Origin of the sequence: Dysgonomonas sp. HDW5A, assembly GCF_011299555.1 — a bacterium.
Classification (GTDB): Bacteria; Bacteroidota; Bacteroidia; order Bacteroidales; family Dysgonomonadaceae; genus Dysgonomonas_A.
Window position 1 is genome coordinate 2,397,271 of sequence record NZ_CP049857.1, and the last position, 21,148, is coordinate 2,418,418.

The following is a 21,148-nucleotide window of genomic DNA, read 5'->3' on the forward strand; positions in this document are numbered from 1 at the left end:
ATAATAACTTATATATAGTAATATGTCCTCATTTACTCTCAATTACAGAGCGTCTACAAAAGGTACGCATTGTGAAGGAAGTTTATATGTTCGTGTAATTCATGAACGGAAATCAGCTACTGTAACAATGCCATATCGCCTTTATCCTCAAGAATGGGATCCTTTGAATCGATGTATCAATTTTGACAGGGCTGATTCATTTAGGTTAAAGTATCTTCATGAAATCGATAATAAAATACAGTCTGATAAAGAATTTTTGGTCCAGACAATTAACCGCCTGCATGATCAAGGTTCTTATACGTTAGAGGATATTTTAGCAGGTTATAGGTTGAAAAACACAGTCAATCTGCTGAGCTTGTATATGGAGCAACAAGCCGATAAGTTACACTCTGGAGGACAAGAGCGTACGGCGAAAGCGTATCGTTCTGCTGTTAAGTCGTTGATAAAGTATAACGGAGGAAAAGATTTATCGTTAGGAGATATTAATGCCCGCTTGATTAAAAATTATGAGTCCTTTTTGAAGGAGGATGGTAAAAGTCTTAATACAATTTCATTCTATATGCGTAATCTGCGTGCTATTTATTATCGTGCCGTACGTGATAGATGCATTGAGTTATGTGTGGAAGATCCTTTTCGTCAAGTATATACAGGGGTTCAGATTACTCGTAAACGAGCATTAAATAAACAAGAGATAAACTCTCTAAACAATCTGATCTTTATTGAAAATAAAAATATTCTGGGAGATAGAACCTCGAACTCGGGACTTCGTTTTGCGCTAGATATTTTTTTATTTTGTTTCTATGCGAGAGGTATGCCTTTTGTAGATTTGGCCTATTTAAGAAAAGAAAATATAGAGAAAGGTGTTCTTGCCTATTTTCGAAAAAAAACAGGGCAATTGATTGAAGTTAAGGTTACTCCTCCTATGCAGAAGATTATAGATCGTTATTCTTCGCAAATTGAAGAGACTCCTTATGTATTTCCTATAATAAAGGATAATTCAAAATCTACGCGGATACAATATGAAAGCGCACTTCGTCTGCAAAATTTACGTTTAAAAAAATTAGCTCTACTTGCTAAAGTAAATAAGAAACTGACAACACATGTTACCCGACATTCATGGGCTACTATTGCAAAAAGTGAAAATCTACCCTTATGGGTTATCAGTGAAGGGTTAGGGCATGCAAATGAAAAGACAACTTATACTTATCTGGCATCTTTTGAACGCTCTGTTCTTGATCGTGCAAATGCTCGGATAATGGCTTCGATAGGCAATTCAAGATAAAGTTGACCGGGTTTTTTGTAAGAGGATTAATCTAATAATTATGTGAAACCTAAATAGGATTGTAAAGCAGACTTAACACTAGGTAATGAATCGAAAATTGAATGAAAATCTGGTAAGTGCCATTAAAATTGCACTTCCTGAAAAAACGAATGTGGCTTTGTACCTGATGGATTTATTATCCTTGGGAAAAGAAGCTGTATATCGTCGTTTGAGAGGTACTGTATCTTTTAATATAGAAGAGTCGGCACTTATCTCAAAAGATCTTAATATATCTCTGGATCAGATTGTTGGTATGAGAAGCGCCGAGAAAGCAATCTTCAATCTTAATCTTATTCAGACTCCCAATATGATGGATGACTATTGTGCATCTATGAGGACTTATATACAGGCATTACGAAAGATTAAACCCTATGCCGATTCTAAATGGCAATCAGCCTGTAGTTCTATCCCTTGTCCGTTTTATATTCAATATGCTTTGATATCTAAGTTCTGTTTGTATAAATGGGCATATCAGATGAGAGGTTTTGATAGTACATTAAAGTTCGCTCAATTTGTTATCCCTCAGAATGTATTGGATACTCACGAAGAGTTTTTGAATGAAAATCGCTTTATCCGTAATGGTTCTTGTATTTTATCCAGAAATATGTTTACTTCTTTAGCTAAGGATATAGCTCTCTTTTCGAGATTAAATGTTCTCACTAAAATTGAAACTCAGCAAATAAAAGAAGAGCTTATTGATATGATCTGTAATTTAGAGTCAATTACGGCTGCTGGTACTTTGAACGTCAATAGTAATATATCTTTTTATTTATCTAATATTGATTTTGAATCATCTTATACCTACTTGGAGTGTAGTGATTTCGAATTGTCTATTTTTAGGGTTTTCTCTTTTGGTTCAATTAATTCGCTAAAACCAGAAGTCTGTAAAGTGCATAAGGAATGGATAAATTCACTCAAAAGATCTTCTACACTGATCTCTAGAAGTGGAGATGTACATCGGGCTGAGTATTTTAACGAACAAAGAGAGTTGTTAAATACAATTTTATGATTCGTATGATGATGCATTGGCTTTGCTTTTACGAAATTCGTCTTCGAAATGACCTATGATGTTTTTTTAAATGTAATGTATAAGGGAATAATGTTTCTCTTGGATAATATTATTCCTCTTTTCGAGACATTTTTTTTGAGGAATGTTGAAAATAGAACATTCAATTCTTAAAATTCCACAAAACGGGAGATTTCCATTAGTTAACTTCGTATATCTTTGTGGCTGTAGAATAAAAGGGGAAATAAAAGAAGAAAAATTGACTTTAAATGTGTTTTGAAGCTGGTTGGTGTATCAACAGCTTTCAAAATGCATATATATAAAGTTGCACCCTCTCTTCCTATATCTGAAAACATGAATCAGAAATTCAGCGAAAACTTAGTAAGCGCCATTAAAGATGCACTTCCTGACAAAACGAATGTAGCGATATATCTGATGGACTTATTATCATTAGGTAAAGAAGCTGTTTATCGCCGTCTGAGAGGTACAGTATCTTTTGATATTGAAGAGTCGGCACTCATCTCTAGGGATTTAAATATTTCATTAGATCATATTGTTGGGATGAAGAGTGAGGATAAGGCTATTTTTAATTTGAACCTTATACAAAAGTCTGATATACTGGATGATTACTGTCGATTTATTGATAACTATATACAGACTTTTCGTCGATTACAACTATATTCTAACTCTAAGTGCTATTCTGCATATAATGTTATTCCGCTTTCTTTTTATACACAATACGATTTGATATCTAAATTTTATTGGTATAAATGGCTTTATCAAATGGAGGGATTTGAAAACACAACACAATTTTCTCAATTTTCTTTTCCTACCAGAGTCTCAGATATCCATAAATCATTTATTCAGGAAAGTCGTTTTATAGATAGCTCATCTTTTGTTTTGGCTCGAAATATATTTGTTTCTTTGGCTAGGGATGTTGATTTCTTTTCGAGACTGAATTTATTAACAAAAGCTGAGGTTCAGCAGATAAAGATTGAGTTAATTGATCTTCTAACCAATTTAGAGTCGGTTGCAGCTTCCGGTATTTGGAATGGAGGTAAAGAGGTGTTCTTCTATCTATCTAATATGAATTTTGAATCGTCATACACTTATCTGGAATGTAGTGATTTCGAGTTATCTATTTTGCGTGTATTTTCTTTTGGTTCGATTCATTCTCTTAAAGATCAGGTTTGCAAAGTGCATAAAGACTGGTTGGATTCGTTAAAGCGTTCATCTACATTGATTTCCCGAAGTGGAGATGTGCATAGGGCTGAGTACTTTAACGAACAAAAAGAGGCGATTAATACTATCTTATAAGCATATATTTAGATTGAAGAATTCATCTATTTGAAAGCCCAGATTATTATCATACTACCCTTTACTATTTTGATATTTAACGATATCCCTAAAATCTCATTTTTTCTTCATAATACTTTTTGATTTGCCATGATGTGTGTCTATTCAGGGAAAATGGAGTTTTGTTAGTTTATTATTCCTCTTTTCGAGACTTGCTGGTTGCTATTCGTCGAAAAGAGAAACTTTAAGTGTTTTTTGTTCCATGATCTGATTCGTTTTTATCAATAAACTCCTCATACTTTTGCAGTAGAATATCGCAACATTTATATCATCCGGTAGATTTTTCCTCTTTTCAGGAAGGCTCTCACTTTTTTAATCTAGGTTTTTTATCTAGGTCTAAAATTATTGACCTTATTGAAAGAGTAGAAATTTTACCACTTTAAGATATTTTTTTAAGTGTTTGATATATAGGTGTTTTTGATGTTTTTATTTATCCATCACTTCTTAAGTGACGGAATAGGGGAGAACTTTTTAGTCTTAGAAAAATAAATCGACACAAACTTAGTTCGAATTGGACTAACACCATTTATAATTTTCGCTCGTTTAATTCACAATTTTGATATTTATACACAAAATATAAGTTTTCATGTAAACTATTAAGCATTTTAGCTCTAGAAAAAAAAGCTTTAACAGGTTTTAAGGTGTTAATATATAAATGTTTATATAAATAATTCTCTAGAATGAGCTAAATGTTTAATACTGATTACAACAACTAGTCTTTCTTTCTTATCTCTCCCGGAGTAAGTCCAAAATGAACTTTGCAGAAATCATTAAATTGAGAGAGAGAGGAAAATCCATATTCTTCACTAATAACTTTAAAGTTCTTTGTGTAATTATTTATTTCGTGGAATATACGTTTTGCTCGTTGATCTTTCATCCATTTATATGGAGATATACCAAAACTCTTCTTAAAGCGTTTATTAAAAGCAGATACGCTATAATTTGATAGTGCAACTAATTGCTGAATATTCTTAACTTTATAATGATTATCATAGATGAAATTAGAAAAGATCTGATCATTATTAAGCAAAGAACTAAATAGAAGAGCTAAATCTTCTTTAGAGTAATAAGCTCTTAATAAGAAGAATAGTTCCTGTTTCTTAATGTCGAAAAAATGAGTACATTTAATCCCATCTGATATATTAACATAGGTCCAATGAAGAAATCCTCTTAATCTGTCGTTTACCTCCAATAAGTTAAATTCCTCTTCTGTTGTAGACTCTTTTTTGTAAAGTTGTTGTATCGAAAACCGATCACAAAAATTGATTTGGGAGCTAATGCGAAAGATCATTATGAAAGTATCTTCTTCTACGTAAGCCTTGTACTGATAGCCCTGTCTTAGAATAAACATTTGTTTTGAGTCAACTATTCGATCAGTAATTTCTCCGTAAGAGATATTAATACGACCTTCTATCACAAATATAATTTTACTTTCTTCGACTATATTTTCCCAGATGTTAGCCGCATTAATTCTTAAACCTTCTATTGGCGCCTTATTTTCCTTTTGATAATTGTAGCATGCAAGATGCTCTTCTTTATATAATAATTTGTTCATTATTAAATGTTTTGGAATGTTTGAGTATTGTTGTCTTTATTTTTAATAACCAATTAAATAGTATTGTACATTGTTTCTGCACATTAAGGATTTTGTCTATAGATCACTACATCAGAATGTTTGATTAATGTGTTGTTTTTTATTTCACAAATAATATTTATTCACTATAATCTATTGTTTATATGCGTTTTATATTCTTTGCGATTTATTTATCCGTCACTTAAGAAGTGATAGAATTTAATAATATTGATTTGAAGTAAATTTCACACCTATGGTTAGTTCATTAATTTATACACTTTCTCTATGGAATTCCACATTGGATTTAGGTTCCATCGAAATCTGTGAAAGCTCGTTAATCGAACAAAACGGGCGTATGCATATTGACTTAGACCTTGATATAAGGTGCCTATCAGTAGGAGCCAATCAATCTTTAACGTTTACTCCCATGTTGATTAATGACTGCCATCATCAGGAGCTTCCGGCTATTATTATTTATGGGAAGGAGCGATTTAGGGCTTATCGCAAATGGAGGATATGTCCATGGATATTATCATTTAAAGCTGATTATAATATCTATAAAGTAATTGAGGCTAGAAACGGCGAATCAGTCTCTCTCTCTTATACTCTCAAAACTCCGATTAAAGGATGGATGTCTGATGCTACAATTGGCTTTTATGACCATGTAACAGGACAGCTACAAACTCAGTAAAAAAAACGTAACCAATTATAGCACATTAATTTATTTATAATTTAAAGTTTTCAAAAATGAAGAAATTTTTTTTTAGCGCAGTAGCAGCTATTGCGATAATGTTTTCGTCATGTAACAATGATGAAGTGACAAATTCAGAAGGAAGTTCCGGCTCAATTCGATTTGCAGTTGATTTCGAAGAAGTCGCAGGAGCGACAACTAAAGCTGCTGCTTCGTCAACAGCTATTCCTATCACTACGTGGAATAATGTAGAGAAAATACGTATGTTCTTGTACAATCCTACTGATGGTACGATTGCTTATTCGTATGAAATAGATCCTGCAGCAAAAGCTGATAAAGTATTTAACTTTCTAGATATTCCTAGTGGTACTTATGATTTAGCTCTTGTTGCAAATATAAGAAACAGTGTTAAAACTAATGTTGCTACTTCTGTAGATAATTGGGGTACAATTGCTGAACTTGGAGATTATACTGTTCGTACTAAAAAGTTAAACACTGCTGTAGTGATGGACTTGAAAAAGATGACAGCTTTCCCAGCTGGTCACACAGTTCCTGCTGCTAGACTTCCTTTTTATTCTGCACCAGAAGTATTCATGGCTTATCAAGCAGGAGTTGTTATTGCTACAGGACAAACTAAAGATCTAACAGCTACACCTCTATTGTTGAAGCGTGAGGTATCGATGATGCGTTTCCGTATCAACAAAAAAGCTGATTTCTTAAATGAGGCAGGTAAAGTAGTTGATTTTGCTCAGGCTACAAACTTAGTGGCAGTTCAAAACATACCTGTTGCATTTGGAGTTAAAGTAGGTTCATTCGCAGGAGGTATTAATGCTGCATCTGATGCTAACAGAATTATCGTTGGAGCAAGTGGAGTTTCTACTTTCAAAACAACTAATCCAACAGCAACAACTCACACTAACCCTGTTGTTATTGATTCTGATTTCACTCTTTGGCAAGATGTACTTGTATTACCAAATGCTACAAAAGCTGAAGGTAAAGCAGCTTCTGCCGATGCCTCTCAATCTCGTAAATTTTCTATAATAGTTAGTGCTTATGCACCTGCAGGTTATGTGCTTGATAATGGTACTACTTTAGCAACAGCTAGACCTATCTATTGGAGCGGTATTGTTAACGAAGTATTCCTTGAAAATAATATCCGTGAAGTAAATCTGACTATTAAATCAAGAGGTACAGATGTATGGCCAGAGATTAAAGAAGTAGGAGGATTAGATATTAAAGTTAGTGCTCCCGAAAACTGGAATGCTACTATTCAAAGAACAGACAAAGAAATTTAATAAAATAAAATTCATTATCAGGTTATCCCTTTTGCGTAGTGCTATTAAAGGTACTACGCAAAAGATAACTAAAAAAGTTTATTCTACCAAAGTGAAGAGCAATGAATAATATACATAAATATACTATAAGACTTTGTTTGTCATCTGTTTTGATATGCCTTTGTTTACTCTCGTCTTGCACCTATGATTATTTTGAAGATGAAACAAATTATGTGGTATATGTACCTAAAGCTGATGTAAATAGAAGAACAGAGACGTATAAAGTGGATGATGTCAGAATCTTCATTTACAATACAGATCTGGAAAAAGATCGTTATTCTTTACATCCTTTTGAGGACAATGCAAGAACTATGGTGGGAAACTTCCATTTCAAACTTTTTCCGGGAATGCATCCTGTTCACTGTTTTTCAAATATTGACGGAGTCGATTTTTCCGAAATACAATCTTACAATACTGCAAAATTTACTTTGCAAAAATCAGAGGATGGTTACTATAAAGAGCCTCCCGTTATTTTATCGGAATATGTATCACCACTTATTCGTATTCCAGGTCCATTAGTTACAGATACAGCCTGGTTCGAACATAAATATGTCGGACGTATTTGTTTTGCTATAAAGAATCTAGAGGTCTTTAATTCGAAACTGACACTTAATAATATAAAGAAGGTTGAGGTTTTAGCTTCAGGTATTGGTACATTCCAATATCTGTCTCAGATCTCCGATTCTATCAACACTCGCTCCTCCCGCAGTAATGCAAATGATAAGATGCTATTGACTGCTAAATTATATGAAAGTCCTTATTTGGATTTCGAATTTGGATTTGAGAATTATTACTTACCATCTCCTGATCTTTCGGCTGAAGGAAATTCTTCAGAGCCCATCAATTTTAAGTTGACATTTTTTGATGCTAATAATCAACCTATAGACTTTCTTCATGTTGAAGTTACAGATGACAATCATCAACCTCAAGTATTACATATGGCAGAGACTATTATGGTAACTATTGATGGCAAAAATGTAAAAGTGCTCACATTAAAAGATTTACTCGATTGGAATCCCATAATTGAAGCCGGAAAAGATAACACACCCGGTGGTGGAGGTACAGAAGTATAAGATGAATTTGAATATCAATAAATATAATTAATCAGATGAAACGCTTTCTACAACACATATTAGTTTGCCTAGCACTATGTTTTTTCTATTGCCCTTCGTCTCAGGCGCAAGCTCTAAAGACAAATATCCCTTTAATACTTACAGGAACTCCCAATATTGGAGTAGAATGGTCTGTTGGAAAACAGCTGACTGTAAATGGGGATATTCTATGGGCTCCCTATCTCTTTAAAAAGGACGAAGAGGTTTTCAGATCTCTTATCGGGAGTGTCGATGTGAGATATTACATTAATCCTAAATATTATTATACCAATGACCTATGGGATGGTTTCTATGTGGGGCCTTATGCTATGTATGGTAATTTTAATATTGGACTGAAGAATAGTGACGAGGATAAAACCAGTTACCGAAGAAAAGGATGGGGAGTCTCAGCCGGACTTTCGACCGGATATAAATTTTATTTGTCCAGCCGGTTTAGATTAGAGGTTAATCTTGGATTAGGCTATGCTCATATGCAATACGACAAACACGAATTAGGAGGAGAATTTGCTCATTATCCAATAGAACGAAAAAAGACAAAAGCTTATATCGGACCTACAAAATTTGGGGTTCATCTAGTTTATAACATATTCAGATAATATCAAAAATAATGATAAATAGAAAAATGAAAATCAGCTTTTTGACTTTGTCTCTCTTAGCTGCGATGTCGCTGCATGTATATCCTAAAGATAAACAACAAAGCAAGCAAGACAATAAAGCCAGAAAAACAGAGGTAAAGGCTGACCGAAAATTTGTCAGACAAGAGTTTGAGCAGGCGATGAAATTATATGAATCGGCTCTCACTAAAAAAGCAAGTGATACTTATAATGCATTACTTCATCTGAAAACTGCAAGGTTGTATCTTAGTCTGTTGAATTACACAGCTTCAATTCCCCATTATGAGAAGGCAATGTTGTTAAATGAAGACTTATTTAGTGCTTCTGATGTCTGTAATTATTTGGATGCTCTACGATACTCAGGAGCAAAGATCGAGGCTATTAAAATTGCCCGGAACTATGCTTATCGTGATGTCTATAATAAAGATCAGCGTTATCTGAATATAGTCCATGCTCTTGATTTTGAGGACGGATTTATGCCTGTAGGTGTTCCCGAATTCATTGTCGAAAGGTTGGATAAAGGCAATACTCCATTTTCGGAATTCTGGATCGGAAAAATGAATGATGAGTATTTTTATGCTACCAGTAATAGTAAATTCCATGACCCCAACAAGAAGTTCTATCATCGAACAAAGTACTATTCGTTAGATGAGAACTCCGAGTTTTCGATGAGTGCTGTATTAGGTCGGAAGAAGAGATCTCGTGAATTATTACACATGGTTCCTGTTGATTTACAAAATGGTCCCCTTTCTTTTTCGGAAGATATGAGCCGAATGGTCGTTACTTCAGTGGCTTATGACAAGGGGGAGCAGATTGATATTTCGTCAAAAGGGATTAATGCTTTTAATACTAAGCTGTATTCTTCGAAATATAACAGCAAACGTAATGGATGGTCATCATTTGAGTTAGCCTTTCCTCAAAAGAAAGAAGCATCTTACGCTCATCCTTTTCTTTTTGATAACGATAGATTTCTCCTTTTTTCGTCGGATATGCCGGGAGGATACGGAGGCTATGACATATATATATCCGAATGGAATGACGAACTTCAGAGATGGGGGGATCCTATTAATCTTGGAGCACAAGTAAATACCGAAGGAGACGAAATATCTCCTACTATATATAACGATTTGTTGATTTTTGCCTCTAATGGACATGTTGGTTTTGGAGGATATGATATCTACGGTATTATTTATGAAAGAGGATTGATCACAAAAGGTAGTCTAATTCATTTTGATTATCCGATCAATTCGGTACTGAATGATTTTAGCATGCTTCGAATCGATAATGACAGAGGCTATATCGTTTCCGACCGATTATTACAACATCAGGATGATATATTCTACTTCTATCGTAATAATTTACAGCACAAGAGTAGTTCAATATACGGAATGTCGGAGGCCAATGCTATTTCGAATGGGACAATAAATCTGATTAAGAATGGTGGTGATTTTAATGCTCCTCGTCATGAGGAACTTCCGAAGTTCTCATACTATACAGAATCAATGTTAACCGTGTATTTCGACTTCGATAATGCGGAATTAACTTATACAGCTATTGATGCCTTGCAAAATTTTCTGACTGATACCGATTTCAGCCAAGTCGAATCTCTAATTATTGACGGATATGCCGACGAAATGGGAGGAGAAGGTTATAATCTCTTATTATCAGAGAAAAGAGCAGAATCGGTTTATTCTTGGTTGATGAGTAAAGGAATCAAGGTAAAAACTAAAATTGCAGGTAAAGGTCAGATCTTCCTTACAAAAAAAGATATGGAAGATGATGGACAAGAACTGTTAACTCCTTTCCATAAAAGAGAATCGCAATATAATAATGGTACTTCTTCCGTTTGGGATCAGAAAATATGGATGAATCGCAAAGCTAGACGTGTTGAAATAAAAGCAATAATAAAATAACAAATGAATATAATTATGAAGTGCAGAAAAAAGATATATGGCAGCCTGCTTATTTGTGCCTTATTGATTGGATTTCCGATGAACACACTTAAAGCTCAGTATATGCCTGTGGTTTTTGACAGAACATATGGCGAAAATATAGATTATCAGCATTTATGCCCTGCAGCTGATGGTGAAGCCGTTTTGGTAGGTACTGATAACAATAGAACAACAGTAACTTGGGTAAAGAGAGAAGGTGATACTCGTTTTTCACGTTCGTTACCCACCGGATTTCTTTCAGTTAATAATGTTTATTATGCCGGAAATAACAAAGTACTGATTATAGGTCAGTCAAATGTTAATGCAAAAGGCAAAAGGTCTGCACAAATCTCGGGTCGTGCCTTAATTATAGATAATAAAGGAGATATATCTACAGATGTCTATCTGGGAAATGAAGGAAGTGAATTATTCTGCGGAAAGATTCTTAAAGACGGAAGTTTGATTCTTGGTGGTTATGAACCTACTCCCTTAAGTGTTAAGGCGGGAATGGTTGGAAAAGTAGATGCTGCCGGAAAAACAATATATAAGTATGTCGCGAGTGAAAGCGGTACCTGTGTTGCTTTTGACATACTGGGTAGTTCTACAGAATTTGTATATGCTGCTTTTACTTCCGAAGATGGAGCAGGTGCATCGGTTACACGTCTTGATAGTAACGGTAAACCTTTATTCGTTACAGTTTTACCTGATGCAGGATTTCATATAAATAAAATGATAACAGCTCAGGACGGACATGTATTTCTTGTTGGAAACAGTAACTCAGGCGGGGGAAAAGTGCTTAAAATAAGAGCCGAAGGAGACATCGTTTTCAATAAAGAAATTGTACCGGCTTCGCAATTATCATCTTTAGAGCATTTGTATTTAGCCAATAATGGAAATATTCTTGTAGGAGGAAATGGCAGTGACAAAAGCTATTATTCGCTATTGCGTAATGATGGAACCGACCTGCAAAAGTATGTAATGAAGGAAAGTATCTCCGGTATGGGAATAGATGCGGTATCAGGTGAATCGGTGATCGTAGGTTTCGATAACGACAGAGCGAGAGGTACAATTATCGGGTTAGCTAAAGATGGACGCCAAATATACCAGAAAGCAACAGATGGTAACTTTAATAAAGCACAACTAAGCCCTAATGGCATATTCTTGGCAAGTACTTCTTCGGGTCGTATTTGTATGGTTTCCAATATGGGAGATTTATTATTTGATCGTTATGCTGTTGAAGATTCTAAGAAATCATTCAATGAAATTAACTTCACTTCAAATGGTGATGTTCTTCTGAAAGACATGAATAATCGTTTGGTAAAACTCGGTCACGGTGTTTATGTTTCGGATGTCAAAATAAATAAGCCGGTAAATGGTTATACCACAGCTTTGTTTACGGTAACTCTAACGGGATATTCAACAACAGATCAGGGTGTTCCGGTTCCTGTAACGGTAGAGTATTTTACGAAGGAAGGTACAGCCACAGAAGCTAATAACTATTCTCCGATAAAAGGAAGTTTATCCTTTGTTCCTTCTAATGATGGAGCAGCTAAATATATGATCAAACAAGATGTAGAGGTTCCGATTAAAGCAAACAATTTAGTGGAAGGACGTAAATTGTTTGAGATGTATCTTGCTAATATTAGTAAAAGTTACTTAGTAAAACCTAAAGGAACAGCTACTATTGAAGATCAGGAAGTGGTCGTGAAACTGGTAAATACAAGAGACGGTCTTGAAGATGATAGAGACATAGTTTATGAATTAGGAATCTTCAAAACAAACGGCGAGTCTCTGGTAAATGCAACAGGTTCGGATATTGTAATAGATGGTAGCTATGGAAAAGGAACGGCAGATGCTCTTGACTTTGATATGGGCATAACTCCTCGCTTGACTATTGCTAATGGATCGAAAACCGGACAATTCAATGTGAAAACGCTAAGTGACACTCGATACGAATTACCTAAAACTGTAATTGTAGACTTCAATAAGGTACATGCTATCAGCGATGCAAACGTAGGCTTCGAAAGCTCATTGCTAAGTTGTTCAGGTACAGTTATAGATCAACCTGCAATGCTTGCTGTTACATCATTGGGTGATCATGGCCGTATGAATAATATTGTATCAGGTTTCTTCCGTATCTCTTTATTGAGAGCATCTGACGGAGCATTATTAACAAATGCAACAGGTGGTGATATAACTATCTCGTCTTCTGTAGCTGCTGAGACAACTGCTGCTGAAGGTAAAGACTTTGTTTTCACCAATCTTCATGACTTACGTATTTGGGGTGATGGAAACAGAAGTGCTGTAAACTTAAATGGTATTATTCTTTTTGATAAAGACAAACTGGGTGCTAAGAAATTGGTTGTTGGTCTGGATTCTGTGATAACACCGGCTAATGCGCCTCAAATAAATATTTCATCAGATGGAAAATATGCAGGCTTTACTATTAATGACTAAACATTTACTTTCTCATCACATGGTGTCTCATCATATTCTGACAAAGACACCGGTGATGAAAGTGATGACTAAGCGTTCGGATCACCATGGTCTGATACGTCCTTAAATAAATATCCTTTTTCGAATCGAACTTTAGAATAAGAGAAATAATATGAGAAAAAATATTTTACCCTTGGTTCTATCTTTCAGACATTGCCAGATAAAAGAGTTTAAAATGTTTGCCGGCTCAAAAAAAGGAGCTGTAGAGTTGGAAACCTCAGGACTGGATCCTAAAAAACTATGGGTCGATTATATAGGTGTCGAAGATTCTTATTTTGAACATTCTATGTTGGTTTTTATTAATGATTCAAAACTCTGTTTTATGCCTGAGCGGTATACCTATGAGTATCGATTCGAAAAAGGAATTTTAAAAGTTTACGATACTCAGCAAGGTGAATGGGTGACTTTTGCTTATGGAGATAGAAATAAGCTTGTTGTAGTGAAAGGACTCACCAGAGTTGAGAAATTGTATGGATCTGATAAACTAAGAATAAAAAATAATGAGGAGACTTTTTCCGGTGCTTTTGCCTATGCAGGGATATCTTCGATGTCTCTCCTGAAGGATAAAAAAGCTAAAATCTCTTGGTGTAATGTCCACTATACTTTTCAATAGTAGTAATTGATTGACTTTCTATACTAAGTATAAGTATCGGACTTATGAAGATGTATGCGGAAATAACAAATCAATTTAGTTTCAATTATAGGGTGCGAACAAATAATGACAAAGAATAAAATAAAAAGATATCTAGAAACCATATTGGTCCCTCTGATAATTACAATATGTATCTTTTCATGTTCGAATGAATATGTTATGGATAGTGATATTAATGAGGGAAAAGATAAAATATATTTGGCAATCTCATTAAGTCCCTCAGATAAAGAAGAAACTAGTGAGAATGAGACACGTTCGACTGGAACGCCCGATAATTCGGCAGAAAGTAAGATTTATAGTTTGGTCGTCTTAGTTTTCAAATCAGATAATGGTGTACTTGACGGATATAAATCAATTCCTCGCAAAATTGATGTGTTAACAGGTACGGGATATGAAGAAATCGATGAAGTCAAAGGCGTTGCCTTAACTGCTGGTACACGTGAAATATACGTAGTAGCCAATGCTCCTGATAATTATTTCAGTAGTATCTCAAACATTGGAGTTTCAACCATTACAGACTTTAAGAATGCGTATGAGAATTTGTCGACCCAAGGACAATATGCCAACTTGGGTGAAACAAATACCGAAGATCCTGATTTACCTATTGGTGGGGTAGCTCCATCTGATTGGAAAACAAATCTGACTATGTGTGGCTATAATCAAGTAGTTTGCAGTGCTCAGGATGAGCAACAATATTTAGGATATACTTCAAATGGAGGACGTCCCGACGGAGTTTCGGATGGTTATGTGCTCAATGGAATGAATCCGTTTTATTTAGAGCGTTTGGTTGCTAGAGTTGCATTTAAGAAAATAACATTTGATTTGCCTTCTCAACTTCAATTTGAGGCAGGTTATCCAACAAATGTTTATGAATATGCACTTGATTCCATATTTCTTTTGAATGCTAAAACGGCATCTTATTTTGTATCAAAAGATAATATTCCCTTAGCCGGAAACTTTGGACATGGAAACAATAATGGATATCGCTTCTTACAGAATTCTTTTTCTAATATTTCTACAGGTAGCATATTTACAGATTATTTAGAGGAACCTATAAATTCATCAAGTTATGATATTGAGTCTAATCATTCTCCTTTATGGTTTTATGTTTTCGAGAATGATGCTCAAGCTCCCACATACTTTGTAATCAGTGTGAGATACGATTTTATAAGTACCCTTGATGGTAAGGCTAAAACTGTCAAATATTATTATCCAGTAGTGATTAATGCCAATGGTATTGCAAATGGAGCAAGCCATAATTATATAAGACGTAATTATCAATATGGTATAATAGCCGTGATAAGAAATCTAGGTGTTTTTTATGATGAAAATACAATTGAAGAATTAAGATCTGCATCAACTCTGAAGAGAATATCTGTTCCTTCTATCGAGGTTGAAGAAACAATCGGGAGAAATCTCTTTTCGTGGACTAGTAATATTTACAAGTGATTTATAGTATGTATAAACTAATAAGAAAATATATTAAGTGTCAGAAGAGTCTAATGAGCTTATGTGTTGTATCACTCTTCTTTTTACAGGCATGTAATGGAGATACGGATGAAACGGTTGGAGAAAAATCTAATATTACTTTAGACCTAAGATCGGCTCCAATAGAGATTATAAATAATGCTTTATTATATGTCTTTGATGCTAATGCTAATTTTCATCATAGACAGCTAAATGTAAGGCAATCGGGAGATATTCTATCCACAGATATGGAAGTAGGCCCTACCGGTATCTGGAACTTAGTTTTGTTGAGTTGTAAATCGGATATTTCAGGAAAAATAATTCTTCCTGAATATAACGGAGCCATGCATCTATCGCCAATGTGGAGAACAGGCGTAAAAGCAGGAGGCGAATTTCTGGAACAAACTCCCGAATTACGTTATGCTCCTTTAATGTCAACCGTTATAGCAGCAAATACAACTACTCAGAAAGATGCATTGCTTAATAGGAATGTAGCAATGATTCGGATTATTTTAAAAGAATATGGTGGCTTTGATGAAGTAAACGGAAGCCATGCTTATGCTTATGCGGAATTGCTTGACGTGCCTACTACTTTACTCTGGAATGGCAAACTATCCTTGGCTCCTTCTGAAATTTCTACTAAACCTTTGCGTGAATACTTCGTGTTTGATGCAGAGGGAAAAGCTGCTGCAATTGAATTTATTATACCCGCTGATATAGAGGCACAAACATTTGATCCTCTAACTGCTAATAAAATACGATTAAAAGTGAGTATGCCCATGAATGGTTTACCGTTTTATGGACAAAGTCCTGTTAGTATTCCCTCTACAGATATTCCTTTTATTCCGCTACCAAACGGTATAATAGAGATTAACTTAACATTTAAGGGTGAACCGGATACAAATCTCGATGTAAAAGTAACTGCTAAGGAATGGGAACCATATATAGACCAGACTGATATTTTTAATTGATATTTTTTCTCTAAATAATATACCAACACACTTTCGATGAAAATGAATAATGTTTTACATAAATTTATAGTTTTATTCCTCTTTGTTTTATGTCCTATATTACTTTGGGCAACACCTTCGGTTACAGTAAGAGTAACGGCAGGTACTTGTTTGGCAAATGGTGTGATTACGGTAACAGCCACTAATGTAACAGGTACAGCTTCTTATGGGTTAAGAGGTAATAATAATGAGATTTACGAAATTGTTAATCAAACATCCAATGTATTTAACGATTTGCCTGCCGGAACATATACTGTATCAGTGTATGATCAGTCTACCGGGGCGACTCCTGTTACTGCAAGTGCTACAATAACTACTACCTATAAAGCATTTACCATGAATGTTCCTACTGCCAGTATGGCTTCAAGCCAATATTGTGCAGATAATGGCAGTCTAACTATTAGTGTAGTCGGAGGAAAGAGTCCCTATCGTTATAGAATAAGGAATACAACGACCAATGACGTAGCTATGGAACGCGAGCATAGTACAATTTCTACAGCATTGACAATTAGTGGTTTGAGTACGGGGCAGTATTATGCGGAAGTAGAAGATGCTTGCGGCGAATTACGTATAACAACATCCACAATTGCTGTAACATCAAGTGGAGCCCCTTTGAAAGGTGTTGAATTTACATCTCTTGATTTTACGCCTTATAGTTCTGGTTATTATGGTAATGGAGCTTGTGACAAAATTTATGTATATGGATATTATTCCTCAAGTTTTAAGATTAATGGAAGCACGGCACTATCTATGGCATATTATAATGCAATCAAGTATTGTATTGAATATCCTGCTTATTCTGGAAACTATTCTGCTTGGAATACATCTTTTTATTCTATAAATTTTCCTATTACCGGATATGATCCAACCAATCCCGGGCAATACCGAATTCTAGCCCAACATCCTTGTACAGGGGCTACAGTTGTATCTCCGGCCTATACACTGCCAAGTGTAACTATGAATTTTTCATATGCCAATTATCTTGTATATAACGATTATTGTAATTTACCTACTGAAGCTGTTGTTCGTTTATCTCTGTCAACTACAGGGGTTTCAAACTATGTTTGCGATAATTTTTCAGTAGAGGTTACCCCTCAGTCGGGGGGGACAACCCAAACTTATACATGGGCGGGAGGAACCTTTTACGATATAAAGGGTCTCTCTCCGGCAACATCTTATAACATAGTTGTAAAATCAAATAATACAGTGGTAAAAACATTATCTGTTACGACTATATCTCCATCTTTGACAGGATATATGACTGCGACGGTTAATCCTGCTATTAATAGTTCGAACTATTATGGTTATAACTTTGGCCGTACTTGCGATTTTAATACTACTGCAATTTATGCATATTATTCTGTGCCAACAACTGCTTATACATTAAATAGAGCTCATGAAATAACATATTCTATCGAATCTGGACCTGTAACCAGAGATCCTATTACTATAACAGCAGCACAAAACGCCAGTTCTTCTTATCTGATTTTGTGGTCTGACCTTCCTTATGGTGTTTATCAAATAAAAATAGATTATGGATGCCGTCAAGAGACCAAAACCGTAACGCTAACCAAAGTGGTAACAGGTTTCGGTGCTGATGAGCCAACATATACCACTGCTGCTGTTTGTGGTCAATATACTGTTTCAGGTAAAGGGTATTTTCTTAATATGTCTGGAGTTCCCTATACGACAACAAGTTCTCCTTATATGTATTATATGTTGATAACCAATACCGTAACAAATGCAACATATTCAACTTATGCTTACAGTAATTATACCGCGAGCATAAGTGGTTTAGGTGCAGGTAAATATAAGGTGCAGTATTATGCTTATTACAACCATTCGACAACAGCAACAAGGTGCTATTATAAAGAACAAGAGTTGATTTTACCCGATTATATATCTCCTACTGTGAATATACCTCTCTCTGGAGGTATTACTTGCGGTGGAGAAGAGAATATTGGAAAATTGACCATAACAGCGAATGGAAGTCGTCCTCCGTTTCGATATCGTTTTAAAAGAGAAGATGCAGATGATAATACTTATTCAGCATGGCAAAATTCAAATGTGTTTGAGAATCTGATCTCCGGACGCTTTAAAGTACAGATTGTCGATAATTGCGGATCAGTTACATCTCAGAACTTAAGTATTTATAGTGGAAACGATCAGTTTGTAGCATTAATAGGTTCTATTGATGAGACTACGGTTTGCGAAACTAAACCTGTTCAGCTCTCGGTTCTTTCGGTTGGACCTGTAAATTCTTATAAATGGCTTAAGAATGGTGACGTAATAGACGATGCTACAGGACCTGTTTATAATATAGAGTCGGCACAGCAATCTGATATGGGAATTTATACAGTTGTTATTAATAATGGTTTGTGCGAGTTGCAAAGTTCGGTAGAGATAAACCGAGTATTGCCGGTTGCCGAAACTCCTACTATAACAGGTGCATGTGTATTAACAGGTGCATCAACAGTTCTGACAGCTCAGACTACAGTTGCATTACCATCTTATCAATGGTACAAAGATAAGGCTATTGTATCGGGAGCGGTAAATAGGACTTATACGGCAACAAGTCCCGGAATTTACTCTGTAATTGTTACTCCTAAAGGAGCATGCCCGTCTACTCCCAGCGATCCTTTTATATTATCATTGCCGGTGCTATATTGGAAAGGTACTGCTAATGATCATAACTGGAATAATCCGGAAAATTGGGGAACTCCTTCAGGTAGCTCAGTAACTGTAATTCCTTCTCAATGTACAGAAGTGCATATTCCCGGAGGTTTATTATCTTATCCATCTTTAGATCCTTTATATACTTTCATAGAAGGATATGGAAATCCTGTTGCCGACAAGATCATTTTTCATTTTGGAGGAGAACTTGCCTATCAGCATTTGTTGACTTATAATAAGGCTTATATACAATATAATTGGGGGTACTATGCGGGAAATAATACAGAACAACCCCAAAATAATCTTGACGGTAGTGCTTGTTCGATGATTACCAGAGATAAGTGGTATATGTTGGCTGCGCCATTGAAGAAGATGGCATCCGGCGACTTTGCATTAGCGGGGTATCCATTAACTTGGCAGTCATTGTATAATGCACCACACCCCTTGAGTGGAAATCTTGTTTCGGGAGATTTTAGCACTCCATTTGCATCTAACGATATTGATTTATCAACTACAAATAATGCTTTGGCAGTAAAAGTGGCTTGTTATAATCCAAACATTGGTTATAATGATCATACTAACCTCGAAGGTTTGAAAGGTATATTGGAAATACCATATTTCGAGAATAGCAATGTATTGACTTACCATCCGGGGCATACATACAATTCGATTCGGAAAGAAAGTCGTTTTTATTATTTTAATGAGAAGACATTAAAACAGTTGGCTTCTCCTATAGGAGTAATGTCACGTTCTGACGAAGCATATAGGTTCGTATATGAGGACAATATAACCAAGAAGGCTCCTAATATAAATGTCCAGGGAGAAAATGTACCGGCTTATAGTCAGCACGTGACTTCCGGGGCTAGTACTTCTAATACTGTTATGATTGGTAATCCTTTTATGGCATCTATAAATAGCCGATTGTTTTTTGAGGCGAATAGGAATGTATTGAACGAAGATGCCGGTTACTACTTATTAACGCCAACCAATCAGGTGTGGGCACGGACAGAATATAAGTTGGAAAATAAAATCTCTGCTTTACAAGCCTTTGTAATAACATTAGCCGATGGCTTAACTAGTGCAGACATTGTTTATCCCTTGGAAGGAAATTATGCTTTGACCGGCAATCTTAATAATGCTGCTATTAATAATACTAGATCATTGAATGCTTTATCGTTCAGGTCTAAAAGCGGCAATCTTGCCGGATCGGATTATGCGATACTGAATGTGAATCAACAAAATGAATCGGTTGGTGTACGTAAAATGGTTTATCCGGATAGTCATGCTGTAAGCGAAGCTTTTATAATATCACCAGATCAAGAATATAGCCTTATCGAGTTTTTATCTAAGGGGCAAAACGAAATTGGCATCGGGGTTAAGAGCTCGAATCAGAAGGATGTATTGAGCTTGGAATTTGATAATGTAAGTTCATTTACTTATGCAACGGGTTTGACTCCCATATTGGTTGATAAGCATTTGAAGATAGAACAGGATCTTACGGCTAAAAATGTGTATAGTTTTAATCAACGTGAGACGGATCCGAAAAAACAGTATGCTGATACAGATCGTTTTTCTCTCCGATTGGCATCCTCAACATCAGGTATTATAGATGAAACTGGAGATGAAGGTTTGATTACAGTTATTTACGCTAAAAATCAATTAGAGGTGCGTTGTGAAGATGGTTTGACTGAAATTGATGTATATGATTTACAAGGGAGGCGTTTACATAACAGTGGTAAGTTGGTGGGTGCTCCTACAGTTTATAATAAAGATTTGGTCTTGAACCAAGGTGCTTATATTGTAAAAGTAAAGACATCAATAATGCAGATAGTTTCTAAGAAGATCAATGCCAACTAGCCTTCTTTTTGGGTTGATAAGGTTAAAGTGACATACGTATTGAATATAATTAGGT

The 21,148-nt window shown here is 35.3% G+C and carries 15 protein-coding genes; 14 read left to right on the forward strand and 1 reads right to left on the reverse strand.

The features are described 5' to 3' along the window. Window positions 1–22 precede the first annotated feature (22 nt). The 3 genes from G7050_RS09995 (at window position 23) to G7050_RS10005 (ending at window position 3,644) form a co-directional block, all read left to right on the forward strand. Window positions 23–1,282, forward strand: coding sequence for a site-specific integrase (locus G7050_RS09995; protein WP_166114717.1), 1,260 nt, complete (start codon window positions 23–25; stop codon window positions 1,280–1,282). Window positions 1,283–1,367: 85 nt separating this feature from the next. Then, the gene (locus G7050_RS10000; protein WP_166114720.1) at window positions 1,368–2,330 is read left to right on the forward strand and encodes a hypothetical protein; all 963 of its coding nucleotides are present in this window, start codon (window positions 1,368–1,370) and stop codon (window positions 2,328–2,330) included. Window positions 2,331–2,636: 306 nt separating this feature from the next. Then, a complete protein-coding gene (locus G7050_RS10005; RefSeq protein ID WP_166114723.1) occupies window positions 2,637–3,644 on the forward strand; it encodes a hypothetical protein in 1,008 nt (335 codons plus the stop codon). A 751-nt stretch (window positions 3,645–4,395) separates the two neighbouring features. Here G7050_RS10005 and G7050_RS10010 read toward each other — a convergent pair. Continuing rightward, window positions 4,396–5,238: a helix-turn-helix transcriptional regulator gene (locus tag G7050_RS10010; protein WP_166114725.1), complete on the reverse strand. Its 843-nt coding sequence runs from the start codon at window positions 5,236–5,238 to the stop codon at window positions 4,396–4,398. Window positions 5,239–5,509: 271 nt separating this feature from the next. Between G7050_RS10010 and G7050_RS10015 the strand changes: the two genes are divergently transcribed. From G7050_RS10015 to G7050_RS10065, 11 genes are all read left to right on the forward strand, one after another. Next, window positions 5,510–5,947 (forward strand): DUF3868 domain-containing protein, encoded by a 438-nt coding sequence (locus G7050_RS10015; RefSeq protein ID WP_166114729.1) that lies wholly within the window; start codon window positions 5,510–5,512, stop codon window positions 5,945–5,947. A 56-nt stretch (window positions 5,948–6,003) separates the two neighbouring features. Continuing rightward, on the forward strand, window positions 6,004–7,242 hold the full coding sequence (locus G7050_RS10020; protein ID WP_166114731.1) for a hypothetical protein: 1,239 nt from the start codon (window positions 6,004–6,006) through the stop codon (window positions 7,240–7,242). Window positions 7,243–7,343: 101 nt separating this feature from the next. After that, window positions 7,344–8,354: a hypothetical protein gene (locus G7050_RS10025; protein WP_166114733.1), complete on the forward strand. Its 1,011-nt coding sequence runs from the start codon at window positions 7,344–7,346 to the stop codon at window positions 8,352–8,354. 35 nt (window positions 8,355–8,389) lie between these two features. After that, window positions 8,390–8,989, forward strand: a complete 600-nt coding sequence (locus G7050_RS10030) for a DUF3575 domain-containing protein (protein WP_166114736.1) — start codon at window positions 8,390–8,392, stop codon at window positions 8,987–8,989. An 11-nt stretch (window positions 8,990–9,000) separates the two neighbouring features. Further along, window positions 9,001–10,920 carry an OmpA family protein gene (locus G7050_RS10035; RefSeq protein ID WP_166114741.1) on the forward strand — a complete coding sequence of 640 codons (1,920 nt, stop codon included), beginning with the start codon at window positions 9,001–9,003 and terminating at the stop codon, window positions 10,918–10,920. Window positions 10,921–10,935: 15 nt separating this feature from the next. Further along, a complete protein-coding gene (locus tag G7050_RS10040) occupies window positions 10,936–13,395 on the forward strand; it encodes a Calx-beta domain-containing protein (protein WP_166114744.1) in 2,460 nt (819 codons plus the stop codon). Further along, window positions 13,361–13,501, forward strand: a complete 141-nt coding sequence (locus tag G7050_RS10045) for a hypothetical protein (RefSeq protein WP_166114747.1) — start codon at window positions 13,361–13,363, stop codon at window positions 13,499–13,501. The genes G7050_RS10040 and G7050_RS10045 overlap by 35 nt, the downstream gene beginning before the upstream one ends. Window positions 13,502–13,546: 45 nt before the next feature. Next, on the forward strand, window positions 13,547–14,047 hold the full coding sequence (locus G7050_RS10050) for a hypothetical protein (RefSeq protein ID WP_166114749.1): 501 nt from the start codon (window positions 13,547–13,549) through the stop codon (window positions 14,045–14,047). A gap of 198 nt (window positions 14,048–14,245) precedes the next feature. Further along, the gene (locus G7050_RS10055; protein WP_166114752.1) at window positions 14,246–15,535 is read left to right on the forward strand and encodes a fimbrial protein; all 1,290 of its coding nucleotides are present in this window, start codon (window positions 14,246–14,248) and stop codon (window positions 15,533–15,535) included. A 53-nt stretch (window positions 15,536–15,588) separates the two neighbouring features. Then, a complete protein-coding gene (locus tag G7050_RS10060; protein ID WP_166114755.1) occupies window positions 15,589–16,524 on the forward strand; it encodes a hypothetical protein in 936 nt (311 codons plus the stop codon). 36 nt (window positions 16,525–16,560) lie between these two features. Then, complete coding sequence (locus tag G7050_RS10065; protein ID WP_166114758.1) at window positions 16,561–21,093, forward strand: immunoglobulin domain-containing protein; 4,533 nt, start codon at window positions 16,561–16,563, stop codon at window positions 21,091–21,093. Window positions 21,094–21,148: the final 55 nt, after the last annotated feature.

Bases quoted from the DNA above. Each gene is read 5' to 3' on its own strand.
- G7050_RS10020 (WP_166114731.1), top strand. From the start codon at position 6,004: ATGAAGAAATTTTTTTTTAGCGCAGTAGCAGCTATTGCGATAATGTTT.
- G7050_RS10025 (WP_166114733.1), top strand. From the start codon at position 7,344: ATGAATAATATACATAAATATACTATAAGACTTTGTTTGTCATCTGTT.
- G7050_RS09995 (WP_166114717.1), top strand. From the start codon at position 23: ATGTCCTCATTTACTCTCAATTACAGAGCGTCTACAAAAGGTACGCAT.
- G7050_RS10065 (WP_166114758.1), top strand. From the start codon at position 16,561: ATGAAAATGAATAATGTTTTACATAAATTTATAGTTTTATTCCTCTTT.
- G7050_RS10060 (WP_166114755.1), top strand. From the start codon at position 15,589: ATGAGCTTATGTGTTGTATCACTCTTCTTTTTACAGGCATGTAATGGA.
- G7050_RS10055 (WP_166114752.1), top strand. From the start codon at position 14,246: ATGGATAGTGATATTAATGAGGGAAAAGATAAAATATATTTGGCAATC.
- G7050_RS10000 (WP_166114720.1), top strand. From the start codon at position 1,368: ATGAATCGAAAATTGAATGAAAATCTGGTAAGTGCCATTAAAATTGCA.
- G7050_RS10015 (WP_166114729.1), top strand. From the start codon at position 5,510: ATGGTTAGTTCATTAATTTATACACTTTCTCTATGGAATTCCACATTG.
- G7050_RS10010 (WP_166114725.1), bottom strand. From the start codon at position 5,238: ATGAACAAATTATTATATAAAGAAGAGCATCTTGCATGCTACAATTAT.
- G7050_RS10045 (WP_166114747.1), top strand. From the start codon at position 13,361: ATGGAAAATATGCAGGCTTTACTATTAATGACTAAACATTTACTTTCT.
- G7050_RS10040 (WP_166114744.1), top strand. From the start codon at position 10,936: ATGAAGTGCAGAAAAAAGATATATGGCAGCCTGCTTATTTGTGCCTTA.
- G7050_RS10050 (WP_166114749.1), top strand. From the start codon at position 13,547: ATGAGAAAAAATATTTTACCCTTGGTTCTATCTTTCAGACATTGCCAG.
- G7050_RS10035 (WP_166114741.1), top strand. From the start codon at position 9,001: ATGATAAATAGAAAAATGAAAATCAGCTTTTTGACTTTGTCTCTCTTA.
- G7050_RS10030 (WP_166114736.1), top strand. From the start codon at position 8,390: ATGAAACGCTTTCTACAACACATATTAGTTTGCCTAGCACTATGTTTT.
- G7050_RS10005 (WP_166114723.1), top strand. From the start codon at position 2,637: ATGCATATATATAAAGTTGCACCCTCTCTTCCTATATCTGAAAACATG.